17 protein-coding genes are annotated in these 19,138 nt (G+C 36.6%); 7 read left to right on the top strand and 10 right to left on the bottom strand.

The genetic code is table 11. From position 1 onward, the window contains the following. Positions 1 to 1,836, bottom strand: a complete 1,836-nt coding sequence (locus H7355_RS02090; RefSeq protein ID WP_186644566.1) for a M3 family oligoendopeptidase — start codon at positions 1,834 to 1,836, stop codon at positions 1 to 3. Positions 1,837 to 1,925: 89 nt separating this feature from the next. Continuing rightward, complete coding sequence (locus H7355_RS02085; protein WP_186644564.1) at positions 1,926 to 2,588, bottom strand: Dph6-related ATP pyrophosphatase; 663 nt, start codon at positions 2,586 to 2,588, stop codon at positions 1,926 to 1,928. A gap of 306 nt (positions 2,589 to 2,894) precedes the next feature. Here H7355_RS02085 and pstS point away from each other — a divergent pair, with 306 nt between their 5' ends. From pstS to pstB, 4 genes are read left to right on the top strand one after another with little or no spacing between them, the layout of a single operon-like run. After that, the gene (pstS, locus tag H7355_RS02080) at positions 2,895 to 4,004 is read left to right on the top strand and encodes a phosphate ABC transporter substrate-binding protein PstS (protein ID WP_390807796.1); all 1,110 of its coding nucleotides are present in this window, start codon (positions 2,895 to 2,897) and stop codon (positions 4,002 to 4,004) included. Positions 4,005 to 4,055: 51 nt separating this feature from the next. Continuing rightward, complete coding sequence (gene pstC, locus H7355_RS02075) at positions 4,056 to 4,973, top strand: phosphate ABC transporter permease subunit PstC (RefSeq protein ID WP_222435639.1); 918 nt, start codon at positions 4,056 to 4,058, stop codon at positions 4,971 to 4,973. 2 nt (positions 4,974 to 4,975) lie between these two features. Then, positions 4,976 to 5,824 carry a phosphate ABC transporter permease PstA gene (gene pstA / locus H7355_RS02070; RefSeq protein WP_186644558.1) on the top strand — a complete coding sequence of 283 codons (849 nt, stop codon included), beginning with the start codon at positions 4,976 to 4,978 and terminating at the stop codon, positions 5,822 to 5,824. Beyond that, positions 5,821 to 6,681 carry a phosphate ABC transporter ATP-binding protein PstB gene (gene pstB, locus H7355_RS02065; RefSeq protein ID WP_186644556.1) on the top strand — a complete coding sequence of 287 codons (861 nt, stop codon included), beginning with the start codon at positions 5,821 to 5,823 and terminating at the stop codon, positions 6,679 to 6,681. The genes pstA and pstB overlap by 4 nt, the downstream gene beginning before the upstream one ends. Here the strand turns inward: pstB and H7355_RS02060 are convergent. The 4 genes from H7355_RS02060 to H7355_RS02045 all read right to left on the bottom strand — a co-directional run bounded on the left by H7355_RS02060 (position 6,678) and on the right by H7355_RS02045 (position 10,920). Continuing rightward, positions 6,678 to 7,730: a trypsin-like serine protease gene (locus H7355_RS02060; protein WP_186644550.1), complete on the bottom strand. Its 1,053-nt coding sequence runs from the start codon at positions 7,728 to 7,730 to the stop codon at positions 6,678 to 6,680. The two genes, pstB and H7355_RS02060, sit on opposite strands and share 4 nt — an antisense overlap. 121 nt (positions 7,731 to 7,851) lie before the next feature. Next, the gene (locus tag H7355_RS02055; protein ID WP_186644539.1) at positions 7,852 to 8,811 is read right to left on the bottom strand and encodes a Crp/Fnr family transcriptional regulator; all 960 of its coding nucleotides are present in this window, start codon (positions 8,809 to 8,811) and stop codon (positions 7,852 to 7,854) included. Then, positions 8,808 to 9,821, bottom strand: a complete 1,014-nt coding sequence (locus H7355_RS02050; protein WP_186644531.1) for a chemotaxis protein — start codon at positions 9,819 to 9,821, stop codon at positions 8,808 to 8,810. Before H7355_RS02050 ends, H7355_RS02055 begins: the two co-directional genes overlap by 4 nt. 61 nt (positions 9,822 to 9,882) lie before the next feature. Beyond that, positions 9,883 to 10,920: a cyclic nucleotide-binding domain-containing protein gene (locus tag H7355_RS02045; protein WP_186644529.1), complete on the bottom strand. Its 1,038-nt coding sequence runs from the start codon at positions 10,918 to 10,920 to the stop codon at positions 9,883 to 9,885. 154 nt (positions 10,921 to 11,074) lie between these two features. Here H7355_RS02045 and H7355_RS02040 point away from each other — a divergent pair, with 154 nt between their 5' ends. Continuing rightward, positions 11,075 to 11,374: a YggT family protein gene (locus H7355_RS02040; RefSeq protein WP_186644527.1), complete on the top strand. Its 300-nt coding sequence runs from the start codon at positions 11,075 to 11,077 to the stop codon at positions 11,372 to 11,374. Positions 11,375 to 11,406: 32 nt separating this feature from the next. On the opposite strand, the gene sppA is transcribed toward H7355_RS02040, so the two are convergent. The 3 genes from sppA to H7355_RS02025 all read right to left on the bottom strand — a co-directional run bounded on the left by sppA (position 11,407) and on the right by H7355_RS02025 (position 15,749). Continuing rightward, positions 11,407 to 12,411 carry a signal peptide peptidase SppA gene (sppA, locus tag H7355_RS02035; RefSeq protein ID WP_186644525.1) on the bottom strand — a complete coding sequence of 335 codons (1,005 nt, stop codon included), beginning with the start codon at positions 12,409 to 12,411 and terminating at the stop codon, positions 11,407 to 11,409. Between the two features lie 113 nt (positions 12,412 to 12,524). Further along, complete coding sequence (locus H7355_RS02030; RefSeq protein WP_186644523.1) at positions 12,525 to 14,288, bottom strand: 30S ribosomal protein S1; 1,764 nt, start codon at positions 14,286 to 14,288, stop codon at positions 12,525 to 12,527. A gap of 159 nt (positions 14,289 to 14,447) precedes the next feature. Further along, on the bottom strand, positions 14,448 to 15,749 hold the full coding sequence (locus tag H7355_RS02025; protein WP_186644521.1) for a 30S ribosomal protein S1: 1,302 nt from the start codon (positions 15,747 to 15,749) through the stop codon (positions 14,448 to 14,450). Between the two features lie 109 nt (positions 15,750 to 15,858). Between H7355_RS02025 and H7355_RS02020 the strand changes: the two genes are divergently transcribed. Further along, complete coding sequence (locus H7355_RS02020; RefSeq protein ID WP_186644519.1) at positions 15,859 to 16,851, top strand: hypothetical protein; 993 nt, start codon at positions 15,859 to 15,861, stop codon at positions 16,849 to 16,851. 191 nt (positions 16,852 to 17,042) lie between these two features. After that, positions 17,043 to 18,071 (top strand): metallophosphoesterase, encoded by a 1,029-nt coding sequence (locus H7355_RS02015; protein WP_186644517.1) that lies wholly within the window; start codon positions 17,043 to 17,045, stop codon positions 18,069 to 18,071. Between the two features lie 65 nt (positions 18,072 to 18,136). Here H7355_RS02015 and H7355_RS02010 read toward each other — a convergent pair whose 3' ends face one another. Further along, the gene (locus H7355_RS02010) at positions 18,137 to 19,120 is read right to left on the bottom strand and encodes a hypothetical protein (protein WP_186644515.1); all 984 of its coding nucleotides are present in this window, start codon (positions 19,118 to 19,120) and stop codon (positions 18,137 to 18,139) included. Positions 19,121 to 19,138: the final 18 nt, after the last annotated feature.

The raw sequence follows: 19,138 nt of genomic DNA, 5'->3' as shown, positions 1-19,138 counted from the left end.
TTAGTTTAATATTTTTTCTAAATGAATAATTTGTTTTTCAATTATTTTTAAGCTGCCTCGCCAGAACTCAGGTTTTTTAATATCCTCATTAAGGTGAGTTTTAACTAAATCTTCTGCTGTCATACGGCCAGTATCTCGTAATAAATTTATATAATTTTTATAAAAATCCTTGCCAAGTTTTTCCCTTTGCGCGTAAACACCTAAACTAAATAAATAACCAAATGAATATGGGAAATTATAAAAGCTTAAATCTGAAATATAAAAATGTAATTTACTCGCCCAAAATAATGTATTCATTTCACTAAGTGTATCGCCATAATAAAACCTCCAGGATTTATCCATTAGCTGCTTAAAATCATCTACGCTTAAGTTTTGATTGAGACGCATTTCATAAAATTCTTTTTCAAAGCGGAAACGTGCAGGGATATTGAGTAAAAAGGTAGCTGCATTTTCAGCATCATTGAAAGCTATTGGGAATTGCTCTTCTTTGCTTTTGGCTTTTTTCATCAGAGCATTGCTAACGACCGTTTCTGCAAAAAGACTTGCAGTTTCTGCAAGATTCATAGGGTAAGCGGTTTGAACCTGTGGCAAATCACGCATGACCCAGCTATGAAAAGCATGGCCGAGTTCATGGGCAAGGGTCGAAATATCTCCCAGCCCCCCCATATAAGTCATATAAACACGTGGTGTCGCTGATTTTTCAAAAGTTGTGCAATAGGCTCCTGGGCGCTTATTGTCTCCCACACTGCCTTCAATCCATTTGTTTTTATGCATCATTTCAGCAAATTCACCCATTTTGGGATCGACATCAGAAAAAGCATCAATGACGATTTGCAGTCCTTCTGCAAAGGTGAACTTTGATTGTGTTTCTGCTTCTGCAAATTTAGGAGGGGGAGCAAAAAGATCGCTTGGATGCAACTGTTTGAGTCCTGCAGCTTTTGCTTTTAGACGTAAGGCTTTTTGTCCTAACTCCTTGCCTTCGTGTATGACAGAAAACAAGGTGTCCAGGGTTTCAGCCGTCATTCTGTTTTCATGAAGAGGGGAACTGAGAAAGTTTTGAGGAATTTGGGTTGAACGTTTTTTACAAATTGTATGCCGCCAACCCGCCAGGGAATTGAGCGATTGGGCACAGACTTCGACGTTTTTTTCCCATCCCTCTTGAATTGCTTGGTACGCAGCACTTCTCACTTTGCTGTCAGAGTCTTGTAAAAGAGCCGTGGCTTTGGCAACGCCCATTTTCTCTCTGCCCGTAGGCAAATGAACATCGCATTCAATAAGTGATGCTATATTATTATATAAATTGTCCCAAGCTGTGTGCCCATCGATGGCGAGTGAAGTGATCAGAGTTTCTTCTTCGAGACTTAAAAGTGTTTCCTTTGTTTTTCTCTCATGCTCAATTTGGAATTTTTGTTCCTTTGTTTTTTCATTTTTTAAATACTCTTCAATCATATTATCAGGAGCTAATATAAGAAAAAGTGCTAAAGGTTTGTATGCCTGAGCAAGATGTGCATACAGCCCTTGGCATTTTACCATCATTTGTTTTGCTTGTTCATCTTTGCCATTCACAGATAAAATACATTGAGTAAAAGTGGATAAATTCATCGCCAGTTTGTTGGCCATGTCATAAATTTTGTATATTTCTTGGGCAGTCTTGATAATTTCTTTTGATTTTTCTGTAGCAATTTTTTCAATATTTTTTAACTGAATAGAAATAGTTTTAGATAATTCTTCAATCTGTGTGATTGCATGAAGAACAGACTGCATATCGTGGTCAAATTCTTTACTTTTAATGGCTGGATATTCTTGTGAGTTATCCCAATTTGGTCCTTGAATCATGTTTTGCACTCCAATTAAAATTGCCTGTTTTAAAACATTTATTAATTTTTATAAGACATTGGAAAAATACGTGCAATAAATGCAAGAAATTAATTTGCATTCACTATAGAAATATCCAAAGCCCAATATCCGTTGCGTAAATTGATATCACCTTCTTTTAATATAAGATTTTCTTTAAAGAAAGGAGCCTCATGCAAAATTGTTTGAAATTCCCCATTTTCACCCCAAATATCTATTTTTCGATTGCGAAACTCTTCAATTATATCTTTGTCTATATTCTTTCCTAGGAAATCTCTCGTTAAATTTTTTTCATTGATGGCAATGATTTTAGCTTTAAAACCCAATTCAAGCAATTCAGAAAGAGCTGCTTCCTTACTTTTTTGCCACAAAGGGAAAAAACTTTTCATTTTTTGTCGCTCGCAGATAATTTCATTTATATGTTTGCGCTCCTCTTGAGTTATTTCACTATAAAATCCACCTTCAATATTATGTTTTTTTAAGGATGCTATTGTCATTTCGTAATTTCTTTCAAATTCTTGAAAAGATGTATTAAAAATGAGCAAAGGTATTCCGAGAAGATCAGCTTGCGCCCGTAATATATGTGGAGACAAACCTTGTGATCGATAACCAACATTTGTTTCCATAATGGGTGTAATTATACATTTAACATGATTTGTTTTTTGTGCATAATAGAGTGCTAAACAGCTGTCATGGCCTCCAGACCACATACAAAAAAGGTTTTTTTGTTCCAAAACGGCATTTCCTTTAAAAGACAAAGTGAAAAAAGAAAAATAGAAAAAAGCAAATTAAATATAGCAAAAATTTCAATTTTGACAATCATTGAGATTTTGCTGAAAATTACTACTTTTTCTGTGACATTTATGTGTCTTTTTTGTTTCACATTTTATAAATTGGCACATTTTAGCCAAATTCTTTTAACAACAAACAAATATAAATTCCGATAAATTTATACTATCTCTTAAAAGGTAAGGCGCTTGAGTTTAAAACTCTCTAACAGGCTCATTCATTTTTTGTGAGGTTTATTTTTTATGAGACCTATTTTTTCTAATGTAACTCGTTTAATTACTTTGTCCGTTGCCTGTTCGAGCGGATTCTTAGCACATGCTACAAATTTAGTTACAGGAGCCGGCTCAACCTTTATTGCTCCAGTTTTATACAAATGGTCATCCGATTACAACAAAGAAACAAATATTAAAATCAATTATCAATCCACAGGATCTGGTGCTGGTCTTAAACAAATCGAAGCAAAAATCGTCGATTTTGGTGCATCGGACATGCCTTTAAAAAATGAAGAACTTGAAAAGAAAAACTTATTGCAATTTCCTGCAGTCATTGGTGGCATAGTTCCTGTTGTCAATATTGATAATATTACAAAAGGGAAATTGGTGCTTGATGCTAAATTGCTCGCAGAAATTTACAGCGGTAAAATTAAAAAATGGGATGATAAACGTATTCAGGAACTCAACCCCAGCCTAAAATTGCCTAGTAAAGCTATTACTGCAGTGTATCGCTCCGATGCATCTGGTACGACTTTCAACTTCACGTATTTTCTTGATAAAGCAAGCGGAGGCGAGTGGAAAGCAGGAACAGGAACAGCGGTCTCTTGGCCTGCGGGTGTCACTGGTTTTGGTGGTAAAGGCAATGAAGGCGTGACCTCAATGGTAAAAAGAGCTCCTGGCTCAATTGGCTATGTTGAATATGCTTATGCATTGCAAAATAAACTCGCTTGGGTTCGACTTAAGAATGCTCATGGAAATGTTGTGCCACAGATTGAAGCAAATGACCTCGAGAATCCTGCAAAAGTAAGCGAAGCCTTTAAAAAATCTTTTCAAGCAGCGGCTCTCAATGCTGAATGGGAAACAACCCCAGGGATGTATATTTTGCTTGCCAATCAAAAAGGTGAGCATTCTTGGCCTATCACAGCTTCCACATTTGTACTCCTTCACAAATATCAAGACAATGTTGATACGGGCAAAGACGTTTTAAAATTCTTTCATTATGTCTTTCATCATGGATCGAAATCAGCAGAATTATTAGATTATATACCAATTCCAGAAAAGACTAACAAATTTATTGAAAAAAAATGGTCTGAAGAGATAAAAGCGAGTAAAGACAAATCACCTATTTGGGTAAAGCAAGGAACTTAATTCAAGTTCAAAACTTGTTGTCTTTTTGCGTTATAAAAATGGAGATTGAAATTGGGCGATCTGGTTTTCTCTAACTTAACAAAAGCTTTTTCCTGGCTCGCGTTTTTGTTGTTAATTTGTGTTTTTTTGTCTTTAATAGTCGCAAGTGCTCCTGCTTTACATGCCTTTGGCTTTCAATTTCTAATCAGTGATGTTTGGGACCCTGTTAATGGAGATTTCGGAGCTCTCAGTGCTATCAGTGGCACACTCATGACTTCTATCATTGCTATGTTTATAGGTGTGCCTCTAAGTATTGGTATCGCTGTATTTATTTCGGAAATTTCCAAAGGGAAAATTGCGAAGATAGTGAGAACGCTGATTGATCTCATGGCTGGTATCCCAAGCATTATTTATGGAATGTGGGGCCTTTTAGTTTTAGCACCTTTTTTAGCCAATCACATTCAACCTCAAGTGATTGATTTTGTTCAAGATATTCCATATCTTAACATTCTGTTTGGAGGACCACCGCTTGGAATAGGTATTTTTACAGCGGGTCTTATCCTTGCCATTATGATCATCCCATATATTTCTTCTACTCTTATTGAAATGTTTCGTTCAGTACCTCCTGTTTTGAAAGAAGCAGCCTATGGCATTGGTGCAACCCGCTTTGAAGTTGTGCGGAAAGTTATTTTCCCATATGTGCGCAAAGGAATGATTGGGAGTCTAATGCTCGGCCTTGGCAGAGCACTCGGCGAAACGATGGCTGTTACTTTTGTTATTGGTAATGCAAAGCAATTAACAGCTTCTTTATTTATGCCAGGCACAACAATCTCAGCTTCTATTGCCAATGAATTTAATGAAGCAACGGGTCGTTTGTATCCTGCATCTCTGCTTGAACTTGGTGTTATTCTTTTTATATTATCTTGCCTAATCTTAGGTTTTGCGAGACTTTTTTTGTTAAAAATCAATAAAAAAAGTGCAGGAGCGTAAATATGAAAAGAATTCTGATTTTAAGAAAAACAAAAAATAATACTTTTAGTATTTTATGTATCCTAGCAGTGCTGTTTGGCATTACGATATTAAGTTCTATCTTCTATGCTTTATTGATAAAAGGATTACCCGCACTAAATTGGAATTTCTTTGTGGTAGATACCCCTCCACCGGAACACACAAGAGGGGGATTGCGCAATGCCATTGTAGGCAGCTTTATGATCACAGTTTTAGCTGTGGTAGTTGCAACTCCTGTTGGTATTTTTGCGGCAACCTATTTATCCGAGTATGTGCGTGGTAAAAAAATTGCTTCGACAATTCGTTTTGTGAATGATGTTTGGTTAAGTGCTCCATCCATTATCGTAGGATTATTTGTTTATACTGTTTTTGTGCATCCGATGGGTAATTATTCAGCACTAGCAGGGGCTATTTCCCTAGCTATGATTGCATGTCCTATTATTACCCGCAGCACTGAAGATATGCTCAATCTCGTACCCAATGAACTGCGTGAAGCTGCGATTGCCCTTGGCCTACCAAAATGGCGTGTCATTATCCACATTGCTTGGAAGGCGTCAAAACAAGGAATTTTAACAGGGATATTGCTAGCTGTCGCACGTATTTCTGGAGAAACGGCACCTCTGCTTTTCACATCCTTAAACAACCAGTTCTGGAGCACGAGTCTCGTTCAACCCATCGCAAACTTACCTGTGACAATTTATCAATTTGCCATGAGTCCATATGGTAATTGGCAAGAGCTCGCATGGGGGGGAGCGCTCCTGATTACTGTCTTAGTTTTATTTTTAAATATCTTAACTCGCTATTTTGCAAAACCTGGGGGAAATCGTTCATGAGTATTTTTTCTCGAAAGTCGAAACAATTAGAATTTGCAGGGCAAGCAAGTTCAGCTCTGACAAATTCACCTTCTGACTTAGACAATATTGTCGTATTGCGCGACAGTGCTCATATTTCACTTCAAGATGTTAACTTTTATTATGGTAACAAACACCGTTTAAAAAATATAAATATCGCTTTTAAGAAAAATAAAATTACTGCTCTGATTGGTCCATCTGGTTCTGGTAAATCCACTTTATTGAGAACAATTAATCGTATTTATAGCCTTTATCCTGAGCAAAAAGCTTATGGAACAATTCTTATCAACGGTAAAAATATACTTGATCCAAAAGTCGATCTCATTGAACTGAGAACTAAAGTGGGCATGGTCTTTCAAAAACCAACTCCATTTCCAATGACTATTTTTGAAAATATTTCTTTTGCAGTTAAAATGCACGAGAAATTAAATAAAAAAGATCTTGCAAAAAGAGTAGAATGGGCATTGCGAGCAGCGGCTTTATGGGATGAAGTAAAAGATCACTTACATACTTCTGGACTTGGACTTTCCGGTGGTCAACAGCAGCGTTTGTGTATTGCACGTACCATAGCAGTTAAACCCGATATTCTTTTACTCGATGAACCTTGTTCAGCACTCGATCCTATTTCGACACAAAAGATTGAACAGCTGCTAGCAGAACTCAAAAAAGATTTTACCATCGTTATGGTCACACACAATATGCAGCAAGCTATGCGTTCAAGTGATGACACTGTCTTCATGATTGGTGGGGAAATTGTAGAAGCTTCAGATACCAAAACATTTTTTTCTAATCCAAAAGATAAAAAATCTTTGGATTATGTGCATGGTAAATTTGGTTAAGGAACAAATTGGATTCTTTGTTCTGTTCGATGTATTCTTTCTAATTCTTTGCTTTCACTCGAAATCCAATCTTTATAAGCACCAATTCTCATATTCAAACTTACTTTCTCAGAACATTCTCCAGAAGAAGCATGCACAACTCCTGCACCTAAAAATTCATTGTTTCGTTTGATAAAAATAACTCCCCCTGAGTCACCACTGCAAATTCCTTCTTCATTTTTATAACCGTTGGTAAAAAGAAAACTTTCAGCAGGTGATTTTGTTTTATATTGCCCAGAGATATATTTAGACAAATGTTTGTTCCAGTAATCAATGATATCCCAAAATTTATTATTTTTATCTCGGAATCGTTTTTTATTTATATCCAAATTGTAGATTTGAGTCGTATAAGCTGTGCCCCATTTTTTTTCTTTAATTTTTGAATCATCATCTGTATCGGTCAATTGACCGTATCCTACGAAATACACTCTTTCATTGGCTTTTGTGGATTCACTTAGTGAAATTATTTTTGCATTTAATTCAGTGGCACTGTAAGTCGAATAAATAAGTGCAAGATCTGCAAAATCACTTATATCAAATGGTTTTGAATTATTTTTGTTTTTTGTTTCTTTGACGTATTTAGCATTGGCACTATAATGCGGATGAACAATATAAACAGGGTCATCTATCTGTTTTGCCATATAATGGGTATGCACTGTTTTTTTATTGTCGATCGCTATTTGTACTACTTTTAAAATTTCATTTTCTTCGTTTTTCTTTATAAGGCAATGGCCTGCCGTTAAAATTATATTTTCTGCAATAAAATTACCTGTACATATGCTAGCACGTTCAGTTTCTTGATAACTCGTTCTAATTAAAACACTTGATGATATTTCGGGTAGTTTATTCTCGACTTCTGCAGTTATTTCACATCCAGCGTATATGCCTTTTTCAATATTATTTGGATCACATTTTTTTTCAGTGCGTAATTTATACAATATTTCTCCACATCCAACAAGAGAAACAGAAACAATTGAAGCAAACGTAATTAATTTAATATGATGTTTCATGTGTTACCTTATATTATATAAATGAGAGTTGATCAATTTCTCAAAAATTATTTTTTGAGAAGTTAATCTAAATATTTAATTATAAAAAAGCAAGTGAGATAGAATTGAAAAAATCACAAAACTAAAGCGTAATATCTTTTAAAATCCTTGAAAGGCTTTCGAAAACAACTGTTTTTTGTAATTTATTGGTCGAAAAATTCACATTATTGTCTTTTTCGCTTAATATTCCATGCTGTATTAACTCTGAAACGATAAATTCACCATCTTCACGTCCAAGTTCTGTTTGTAATAATAGCGCTAAATCAGAGCGTTTAAAATTTTCTTGATTGTTATTTTTTTTGCTGATTCTTGCAACAGCACTCATCCAAGGATAAAATTTTTGTGAGAGAAATGTAAGCGATCCTTTTTTTGCAATATTAAGTGAAAATGCTGCAAATTCTTCCATTAAACCAGGGTTTGGTTTCATCAATATCTTGCCATATTTTTTATCATCCATTTCTTTTATCAAACCACATTCATTAAATGCTTTAAATATTTGTTCCAAATATGAATACTTTTTCATTAGAATTAATTCTGCACAGGTTATAAAATCTTTCGTTGGGTAAATAGAAACCTGAGTATCATTTAAAATAGCGCCTTTGCGCACTAAAGATGCTAATAAATAAGCAAGTTGTGCAGAATGGTGATGAGAAGAACCTACGGTGCGCAAAAGTTTCTTTTCATTTAATTTTGCTTCTATGAGTAATTCATTGACATGTTTAACTCGCCCAATGGCATCTTTTATAACAGCTTGGCTCCAGAGAGGAATTTCCTTAAAAGATTCTTTAAGACCTTGGCTTTGAAAAAAAAGGACTGTGCATTTTGCTGTCGCGCGTGCCGATGCTGTTCTGGGTTCTTTTGACAAAACAGTGAGTGTGCCTAAAACATCGTTTTGTTTTAAGGTACCCAGATTAACTTCTGTTCCTTCACGCACACGAAAGATTTCAACAACACCTTCTTGAATTAGATAAATACCATTACTCTCTTCACCTTCATTAAATATAATTTGTTGAGGGGCAAAGGTTAAGGTATCTGGTTTCATGCTGCGCCAGTCCAAGTGGGTGGGAGTGCTGCTTTGAGGGCTTCCACAATTTCTTTGCGATTCAGTTTACCAACATAAGCATCTGCTCCTGCTTGCTTAGCACGATCGCGGTTAACATCTCCTGTTAAACTGGAGTGAAGAATAATTGGCATTTTCTTCAGTTTTTCGTTGCCGCGGATACGTTTTACTAGAGAATAACCATCTAGTTTTGGCATTTCCACATCACTGACAATGAGTTGCACTTTACTCAGATCTGAGCCTTCTTCAGCGTTCAGCAAGTCTTTCCAAGCACTTTCACCATTTGTATATTCTATTATATCAAGCTGCATACCCCGCAGCATATCACAAATCGCACGCCGAGCGGTAGGCGAGTCATCGACAACCAGGATAAGTGGTTTTGTTCCTTTCCCTGCCGGTGCTCCTCCTTGCTGAGCGGGTGGAGCTTGTGCTCCTCCTCCTGCAGGTTGGATCATTCCTTCGTTTGCACTGTAACCAGAAGATCCTTGGCCTGTGCTGCGTCCTTCTATGTCTAAAAGAATGCGTTCAAAATCGAGAATAAAAATAAAATCTTGATTTTCGATCAGCATCATTCCTGTGATTGTATTAAACGCATCGCTTGACGGAGGTAAAACTTTATCCCAGCTCACCCGCCGAATCCTTCGAGTACCTGCAACAACGAAACCCGCACGGCGGCTTGAAAACTCTGTCACTATGACTTGACTTGTAGGTGTCACGGGTTCTTCATCATAACCTAAAGCTTTTGCCAGATGGATTGCGGGGATAGGCAGTCCTCTGAGATTAAAGACTCCTAGAACTTCTGGCGCATTGGTTAAGCAGGGTACAATAGTGGGAAGCCTGATAACTTCTCTCACTTTAGCAACATTGACTCCATATAATATCGGGGTTTTGCGGTCAGAAGCACCAGGAACACCTGTCTTCGTCGCAGTGAATTCAATCAGTTCAAAAATGTTGCTACCCACTTGAAACATGGGTCTGCCGATATTTACCACTTCAACTCCCTAAAAGTTTCACTTTTCTAATTCCTATCGGGATTTTTCAGGTAATCTTCACTCAACTCCGAGTAGAACCTTTTTTCTCCTCGGTTTTACCTCCTTCTTTTTTCTCAACAGCTTTGCCACTGTCGAGGTCGTTTACGGCCCGTGAAATGCTTTCAAAGATAATCCTTTTCTGTAATTGAATGGCATTATAGAAAATTCGTTTGCTGCCTTCATCTGCGCCTTTTTCTGTAATGAGCTTATAACCCATCAATTTATGCATTATCTCTTCACCATCTTGTCGACCGAGTTCACGATTGATCATATTTGGAAAATCTTTCTTCGGAAAAGCACCGTTGTTATCTTTATTTCGTTTGTGAATGCGTATAAGTCCGCTCATCCAATTATGGCATTTGATAGGGACAAATGCAGCAATGCCTTTTTTTCCTACATTTGTTGAGAATATGGCGAAATCTTCGATCAATTGTACATTGGGTTTTAGAATAATATTTCCATATTTTTTATCGAAAACAACTTTAATCAACCCACTTGTTGAAAAGGCTGTAAAGATTTTTTCCAAATAATCAAACTTTCTAAATAGAATTATTTCACCATTAATTAAAAATGATTTGAGTGGGTAAATTTTATTATCATCATGTTCTATAGTTCCTTGTCTGACAAAAGCAGCAAGTAAATGAGCAAGTTGTGCAGCATGTTGATGAGCAGTACCCGAATTTTTTTCGAGTTTTTTTTCATTCATTTTTCCTTCAATTGCTAGGTCACTTAAATAATTGACTCGTTCACAAATTGCTTTAATGAATGTGCTGACAATTGGATTTGCATCATTAAAAAACGGAATAATGGAATCTGTCGAATAAAAAAGAGCGACTGTCTGAACGATCGTTCTTGCAGTCAAGACGTGCCTCTCACGGCTCATGAGAGTGTTCATCCCAATTATGTCACCGCGTGATATTTCACCTAAACTGATTTCAAATCCTTCAACTGTTTTGATTAACTCGACTTTTCCTTCTTGGATCACATAAATACCTTTTGTCTCATCTCCTTCTTGAACTACTGTTGTTTTGGGTGGTAATACAATACTTGCTGTTTTCACTTTTATTGAGTCCATTCTTTAAGTGACTATGATCTAAATTGCTTTTCGGAGTTATCGATTAATTCTAAATTGAGAAGAATTTGACTCTAAAAGTTTTTCATTGTCTTTAAAACTAATTATAATTTTTTTGACTGCTCTTTATTTTGGGGAGAATATGCTTTTAATCGAAATTATTTTTAAAATAGCTTATTATTTACTCTATTTTTATATGCTTTGTTTAGTTATTACAGGTGTGTTAAGTTTAGTAGGCGCAAATCCTTTGAACCCAATTGTTGGTTTTCTCAATGCAATTACAGCTCCACCCTGTCGTGCTTTAGTCAAAAAGTTTCCAAAACTTTTAGTGAGGAACCAACAGGGTTATTACGATCTTTCACCTATGGTTCTCATCCTTGCTGTCGGTTGTTTAATGATTGTGATTCAAACCGTGGGAAGCTCGCTCGGGTTCTATATTTAACTTTAAGCTCCACTCTTATTTTTAGAATTTTTTTAATATTGAGCTTTTGGCAATTCGGATTTTTTCTCAGTGTTTATGATAAGACTTTTAGCAGTTTCACTTAGAATTTTTGAAGTACCACCGATAAATTTTTGCGAAAACAATTCTGAAAATGGTTGAATATTTTCGTAATAAAATAAATTAGGGGTCTTTTTCAGTTGAGCAATTTTTGCAATTTCCTCAAGCGCAGTCTGTTTTGTACCAATTCCATCGATTAATTTTAATTTTAAAGCTTCATTCGCTAAAACAACCCGTCCATCGGACATATAGCTAAGAGTGGAGTCGGGCATTTTGCGCCCCGCTTTCACATCGGCAACAAATTGTGAGCGCATATTTTCAATTAAGGTTTGCAAATATTTTTTATCGTTTTCATTCATAGGGCGAAGAGGTGAGCCTGCATCTTTGAGTGCACCCGTTTTTAAAGTCACTGGATTCAACTTAAGGAATGAAATAAGTTTATCTGTTTCAATATTGCTGAGAATCACTCCAATACTGCCAATTAAACTTCCTCTATTAGCAATGATTTTATCTGCTGATGCGCTGGAATAATAGGAACCGCTTGCGGCCATATCGCGAACATAAACAACCACAGGTTTTTTGCTGCGCACTTCACTTATTGCGTCATACATTTCTTGACTTGCGACGACAGCGCCACCAGGACTGCTCACTTCAAACAGAACACCCACTGCATTCTTGTCTTCTTTGGCAGTGTTAAGTTTTTCGAGCACTTCATTGGCAGTTTCTGCAGATATTTCACCTGTGAGTTTTACTCCTGCGATATATTCTGATGTTCCTGCGGGAACAGTAAAATTCGCACCTGAGCTTGCAGAAGAGTTATTAAAAGAGCTCGATAAATTTTTTACTCCACCTGATATAGAATGAATAGTATATGCTAACATTGAAATAAATAAAATAACAAAAATAATAGCAATAGAGCCTATTGTCGCTAAAACTGTTAAAATAATTCGAGGGCGTTTATTGTTTTGGTTCTCATCCATACTCGTTCTTTCTATTCTTGATTTAAAATAAAAAGCTTAAAAAAAAGCTCTCACAATCATGTGAACATAGCACATTCATGTGAGAGCTTTAAAGACTGGAACAAGCAAACTTTTTAGTTGCTGTCTTTAGTTGCCTTTGCGCGAGCAAAAGCTTCAGCAAAACTGTTTTGTGGAGCAGCTTCGTTGTTGAGAGCAGCTTGAATAGCCTTGTTGTGAGTTTCGTCAAGGCCGCGAGTTGCAGCTTTTTGTGAAAGTTCAAAACGGCGTTCTGCAAAGTCTACGCTGAGAACAACATAGTCGATTTCAGTGTCAACAGTTGCATTTGGATTTTCAAGTTCACTTGTGTGAATGAGTCCTTCTACGCCTGGAGCAATTTCAACAAATGCGCCGAATTCAGCGATGCGTGTGATTTTGCCTTTGCCTTTTGTACCAGGAACAAATTTCTTAGCAGCCAATTCGTATGGATCTTCGCCAAGTTGTTTGATTCCAAGGGAGAAGCGCATGTTTTCAACGTCGATTTGGAGAACCTTAGCTTCCACTTCGTCGCCTTTTTTATAAAGGTCTTGTGGGTGCTTAATGCGTTCTGTGTAGCTGATGTCAGAAACATGGATAAGACCATCAACACCTTCTTCAATACCAACAAAGATTCCGAAATCAGTGATGTTGCGGATTTTGCCGCGAATAACATCATTAACTTGGTATTTTTGTGTCACGATTTCCCAAGGATTTGGTTCAGTTTGTTTCATACCAAGAGAAATGCGGTGGTTTTCGAGATCAACAGCTAAAACAACAACATCAACTTCGTCACCGATGTTAACGATTTTGCTTGGGTGTTTGATACGACGGTTCCAAGTCATTTCTGTAACGTGGATAAGACCTTCAACGCCTGGTTCGAGTTCAACAAATGCGCCGTAGTCAGTTAAGCTAACGACTTTTCCACGAAGGCGTTGTGCGGAAGCATATTTTTCAGCAACAGAAACCCATGGATCATTTTGCAATTGTTTTAAGCCGAGAGAAACGCGGTTGCTGCCTGGGTCAAAGCTGAGAACTTTAACGTTGATTTCATCACCAACGTTGAGGATTTCAGATGGACTGTTGAGGCGTCCCCAAGACATATCTGTGATATGAAGGAGTCCGTCGATTCCGCCAAGGTCAATAAACGCACCGTAATCTGTAATGTTTTTAACAATACCGATCATGGAGGAGCCAACTTGAAGACCTTTGAGTGTTTCGCTTCTCATGCGTTCACGGTCTTGTTCAAGAAGAACACGACGGGAGAGAACGATGTTTCCACGTTTTTTGTTAAATTTAATGATTTTGAATTGAAGAACTTGACCAAGAAGTTTTTCAAGGTTGCGCACAGGGCGAAGGTCAACTTGGGAGCCAGGAAGGAATGCCTTCACACCGATATCGACAGAAAGACCACCTTTAACGCGACCAACGATTTTACCTTCAACAAGTTCGTCTTTTTCAAATGCTTCAGAGATACGATCCCAAGCTTTAAGCATGTCTGCTTTGTCTTTAGAAAGAACAAGCTCGCCTTCGTCGTCTTCAAAAACGTCAACAAAAACGTCAACAACATCACCAACTTTAAGTGAGAAAACAGCGTTTTCTGCTGTGAATTCGCTCTTTGGGATTTCGCCTGCAGATTTGTGACCAATGTCGATAACAACATTTTCGTCTTTGATTTCGATAATACGGCCTTTAACAACTTGGCCTTCTTTAACAACATTTTGTGACTCTTCTTGAGCTTTAAAAAGAGCAGCAAAACCATCAGGAATTTCTTCTTGAGATAAGAAATCTACGTCTTCGTCAAGCCATTCGAGGGAGTTGTAATTAACTTTTTTCTTTGAGACGTCGGAGTGAAGACTTGCCATATGAGCAAAATACCTTTCTATGGGCCGTATCAACTGAAGTTTGAAACTTTCAATTCTACGGGAAAAGCCAATAATTTGGCTATGTTAAATGATAAAAAACTGTGCGAGTTTCGAACCCGCACAAACCTAGCATGTTTATGTAAAACTGTATAGGATTTGTTACTTTTTCTTACTTGCTTTGTTGAAAGCAGCAGCAAAAATACTTGTATCTTCTCTATTCGCAGGTGTAAAGACTTTTGCTTCGTTTGCTCTATAATCTTCCCACTGTTTCATAAGATTTTTTTCTTCTTCGCTGAGTGAAGATTCATCGCGCTTTTTGCCTTTGAATTTATTTGCAAGTTCTTCAGGCATTGGACCCTTAATAGAAAGACTTAAACGATGAGCTCCCAAGTCCGCTGTGAGGACATGCACTTTTACAGCTTGGCCAATTTGCAAGATATCTTTGGGATGATTAATCCTTTTTTCCCAAGTAATCTGGCTAATTGGAACAAGACCATCCACACCTTCAGCCACATTGACAAAAGCACCTCCGTCGATCATGCGCACGACGGTCCCTTGTAATACCTCACCTGGGTGCAAACGTGTAGCATTGGCAATCCAAGGATCTTCGCCTGCATCTTTGAGACTTAGAGCAATTTTTAATTTCGGGCTGCGTTCAATTTTAATGATTTTAACTGTGACTTGTTCACCTAAACGAACGACTTCATCGGCTTTTTTAACGCGTTTCCAACCAAGTTCACTCAATGGTATGAGACCTTCTACCCCATCGATAGATGCAAAGGCACCAAAATCGACAAGACGCGTGATAGTCGCAACATGGCTTTGACCAATTTCAAGACCTTGGAGAACAGTTTGAATTTTGCTATCCATTTCTTCGCGTAAAATTGCTTTACGTGTCAATACAACATTACGGCCTTTGAATTCTGAAATTAAAAATTTAAAGGTATTGCCAACATAAACTTCAGGATTGTCAAAATGCATTATGTCCATTTGTCCAAGTGGAATAAAACAACGTTTTGCCCCAATGACTGCTTCAAAACCTCCTTTAATTGCTTTTTCCACTTTAGCTTCCACTGGAATGCGGGCTTCGTAAGCATTTCTTAACAAAGAGTCATCTGCTTCATTGCGTCTCAATGTGCGTGTCAATAAAATCTCGGATCCATTGTCGGAACGTACAAATGCGGAAATGTTTTCACCCACTTTTGGGGTAGAAAGACCTGCACTTGTGAATTCTTCTGTTGAGAGGGAGCCAGAGCTTTTCCCACCAAGGTCGACAAATATAAATTCAGAACTTGCTGAAATCACTGCGCCTGTAACAGACTCGCCCATACGGTAGCGACGGGCTGTTGGAATATTTTTGTCATCTTTAAGCAATTCTTCGAATTCATTGGTTGTGTCGCTTTCACTTGCGAAAGGATCACGGCTATTTTCTTCTGCATCGATATATCTAAACTTTGCCATTTCTCAATTTATCCTTGTTGGTTGCTTTAAGCTGTTCATCAAGCATCAAGAGTGCTTTTGTGCCATAATGTCACAGTAAGATCAATTGCAGATGAAAGGAGAAGTTATTTTGTTTCGTTTATATTTCATTGCAGTTTTATGTCTTGTCTCAAATATGAGTTGGGCAGTTGCTTATAAACCTGTTCTCAATATTCTTGCCCCAATTGGAGTTTTAACACCTAAGATTATTGCACAATTCGAAGAAGAGAGCCACTCAAATGTGCGAATGGAATTCATAGGGAGTCGTTTTGAATATGATTCCAGACTCAAAGCAGGATTAAGAAACTACGACGTGGTCATTGCAGATGAAAGAATTCTCCAAAGTCTATTTCTTCTGCGTCTTCTCCGTTCCATAACAGATGAAAGTATCGTTGCAGTGAAGTCACAATACCCCCTCGATCAGCGATCAAAGTTAAATGCAGATGGAAGATCCTATATAACCATGCTCATTGATCCCATGGGTATAGCCTACAATCGAAAATCTTTAACAATAAAAGGAAATGATTATAGCTGGGATTTATTAATAAATCAAGATGAAAATCCTTATTGGCGGCAAAGAGTATTTGTTTCTAATTCACCAAAACATCAACTTTTACTTGCATTACTTGCAACTGGCAAAGAAATCACGAGCACCTCTTGGTTTATTCCAGAAGCAAGTCTTAAATGGTTACAAAGTTTAAAATTGCAAAGTGCAAATATAGATTATCCATTAGAATTAGCATTTTTAGGCAATAAAATAGAAGCAGCAGTTGTCTTTCGATCCGATTATTTAAAGTATAAAAAAGTAGTGCCTGACTTGAAGTTTATAATACCGAAGCAAATCACATTTTATGATCGCATAGGTGCAGCTATTGTAGCCGATACTGTGCAGGATAATTTAGCACAAAGTTTTATTAAATTTTTAAAAATAAAAAAGGATTTTTTGATTTCAAATGATAATTATTTGAGTTATAAGACTCAAAGCTATGAAGGTTCATCTGCTAAAAATTGGGTTCTATATGATGATGATTTTCCTCTGCCGAGAAGAATTGAAAATATTCTCAATGATTTTTATAAAAAATAAAAAAAGGTTCGAAAATGCAAATAACTGTTTTTAGTCTACTTGTTTCTATATTTTTTATTCTAACATTTTTTTATTTGGTTCGTTGTTTCCTTATAGTCTTTAAACCAAAAAATAAATTCATCGTTTGGTTTAGTGTGTTTTTTTATATTCTTTTAATTGCGTTCGGATTTTTTGGTAATCGCTTAACAAGGATGCAAAAAATAGCTTTACCTGAATATTTTCCACAGATAGAGTGGATAAGTTATGTGCTCTTGGGTTTATTATTAATTCTAGTGACATTATTCTTCGTTGCAGACTGTCTTAATATTATTAGACGAATTGTTTATTATTTTAAAAGAAAAAACTACATAGATGAATTAAAAAAGCCAAGTCTAGAAGGAAATATTCATAATGAGAGAAGACGTTTTTTATTTTCAATAGCTACAGTTGTTGCTTTTTGCCTTTTTGGGCGTGCTTATAATAATGCCCGTCGCACACCAAATGTAAAAAACGTTAAAGTACCAATTGAGAAACTTCATCCTGATTTAAAATCATTTAAAATTGTTCAATTAACTGATTTTCATATTGGCATAACGATTGATAAAGAATATGTTGAGCGGGTAGTCGAAAAAGTTAATGAATTAAATGCTGATATTATTGTAATAACAGGTGATCTTGTTGATGGATATGTTGCTAAATTGAAAGATTGGGTTTCTCCCCTTGAGCGCTTAAAAGCAAAGCATGGTCTGTTTTATGTAAATGGTAACCATGAATATTATTGGGGTGCATCTGGCTGGGCTCGTTATATGGAAGAAATTGGTTTTACATTTTTAGAAAATGAACACCGATTATTAAAAATAGGCAGATCTCTCGTTGTCATTGGGGGAGTCACCGATCTCCAAGCAGAACGCTTTAATCGCTCTCAAAAATGCAGTCCTAAAAAGTCAATCATTGGTGCGCCTAAACTTGCAGATTTGAAAGTATTGTTAGCGCATCAGCCTGTGACTGCATATGATTCCGCTGAACTTGGTTACTACAACTTACAATTATCAGGACATACCCATGGTGGACAGCTCTGGCCTGGAACCTGGCTGATTCACCTTATACAGCCTTTTCATCCGGGTTTGACATTGTATCGAAAAATGTGGGTTTATGTCAGTCGTGGAACAGGATATTGGGGGCCGCCTGTTCGCTTGGATGCCGATTCTGAAATCACATTAATTTCTTTTGAGCAGGCTTAATTTTAAATTACTATGCGTAAAATCTTTTAAATTAAATTAATAATGAAATATAATAATTTCGTCTATTATAAGGTTTTAAGACTATATTTTCCGACATCATCGTCATCAATTGTTGGTTTTGTCACTTTAGGTATTCCAGGGATATCAAGCGATTTATCAGTTCCCATCTCATATACTTTTATTGGGTCGATGTGTTTGTAACGATAACTTCTTATTTCGCAGTAAGCGAGACCATGGAGAAGAGGTAACACATCATAAAATGGAGTCTCTGGAACAAAAGGAGAGATTTCCTCTTGGGTTCCCAAAGCCATGACAAGATTGCGAGAACTTATTATGCGAGGCATTTCTGCTAATTTTTTTGTTACGTTCAATAAATCAATTGATTTTTTTCTTTCGGCATTCTGAATTTGCAGCTTTTGTTCAGTCACAGAATAAAGTAACCCATTTCTTCTTCCGAGTTCTTCCCGCCAATCAATTCTATTCTTTGCTTGGCAATAACTATTGCCTTTTAAGAATTCATTTATATTTTTTTCAATAATATGCTTTACGAGTTTAGAATGTAAAATAAAAGCTTTGGTAAAATAATTTACATTGTCAAATGTGATTAAACGGCCTTCAAAAATCTGTTTGATATCAAAGCCTGCGAAGGAATATTCTGGCAAAGGATATACGACATCAATTCGATCCGCTAGTAAATCTGTTACGATAAGTGATTCATCTTTATGCGACTCTACTTGAAATAAGGAGTGGCGGAACGTTCTTAGTTGTTCATATTTAATAATATCATCCAGATTAAAACAGGACTGACCATTGTATAAAAAAGTTTCGAAAACGGTTGAACCAGAAAATCCCTCAGACAGTCTATATTCAAAAATAAAAAATTCTTGAAATGATGCCATTCTTTGTTCAAAAAAAGGATCATCATCGTTGACCTTGCCCGTGGCAATTGAAAAGAGTTCGCGAGCAATTTGTCGTTCGTGCTGAAATTCAGCTTTTAACGAGTATTCAGATAATATTCGAAGAATTTCTTGGCAGCGCAAAGCGGACATATTCAACCTCATTCTTAC

The organism is Fluviispira vulneris (assembly GCF_014281055.1).
Taxonomy (GTDB): domain Bacteria; phylum Bdellovibrionota_B; class Oligoflexia; order Silvanigrellales; family Silvanigrellaceae; genus Silvanigrella; species Silvanigrella vulneris.
This window is presented reverse-complemented; position numbering and strand designations above follow the sequence as displayed.

Excerpts from the sequence above, each read along its gene's own strand:
- H7355_RS02090 (WP_186644566.1), bottom strand. The coding sequence starts at position 1,836 with ATGATTCAAGGACCAAATTGGGATAACTCACAAGAATATCCAGCCATT.
- pstA (WP_186644558.1), top strand. The coding sequence starts at position 4,976 with ATGAAAAGAATTCTGATTTTAAGAAAAACAAAAAATAATACTTTTAGT.
- pstB (WP_186644556.1), top strand. The coding sequence starts at position 5,821 with ATGAGTATTTTTTCTCGAAAGTCGAAACAATTAGAATTTGCAGGGCAA.
- H7355_RS02060 (WP_186644550.1), bottom strand. The coding sequence starts at position 7,730 with ATGAAACATCATATTAAATTAATTACGTTTGCTTCAATTGTTTCTGTT.
- H7355_RS02055 (WP_186644539.1), bottom strand. The coding sequence starts at position 8,811 with ATGAAACCAGATACCTTAACCTTTGCCCCTCAACAAATTATATTTAAT.
- H7355_RS02040 (WP_186644527.1), top strand. The coding sequence starts at position 11,075 with ATGCTTTTAATCGAAATTATTTTTAAAATAGCTTATTATTTACTCTAT.
- sppA (WP_186644525.1), bottom strand. The coding sequence starts at position 12,411 with ATGGATGAGAACCAAAACAATAAACGCCCTCGAATTATTTTAACAGTT.
- H7355_RS02030 (WP_186644523.1), bottom strand. The coding sequence starts at position 14,288 with ATGGCAAGTCTTCACTCCGACGTCTCAAAGAAAAAAGTTAATTACAAC.
- H7355_RS02025 (WP_186644521.1), bottom strand. The coding sequence starts at position 15,749 with ATGGCAAAGTTTAGATATATCGATGCAGAAGAAAATAGCCGTGATCCT.
- H7355_RS02015 (WP_186644517.1), top strand. The coding sequence starts at position 17,043 with ATGCAAAAAATAGCTTTACCTGAATATTTTCCACAGATAGAGTGGATA.
- H7355_RS02010 (WP_186644515.1), bottom strand. The coding sequence starts at position 19,120 with ATGTCCGCTTTGCGCTGCCAAGAAATTCTTCGAATATTATCTGAATAC.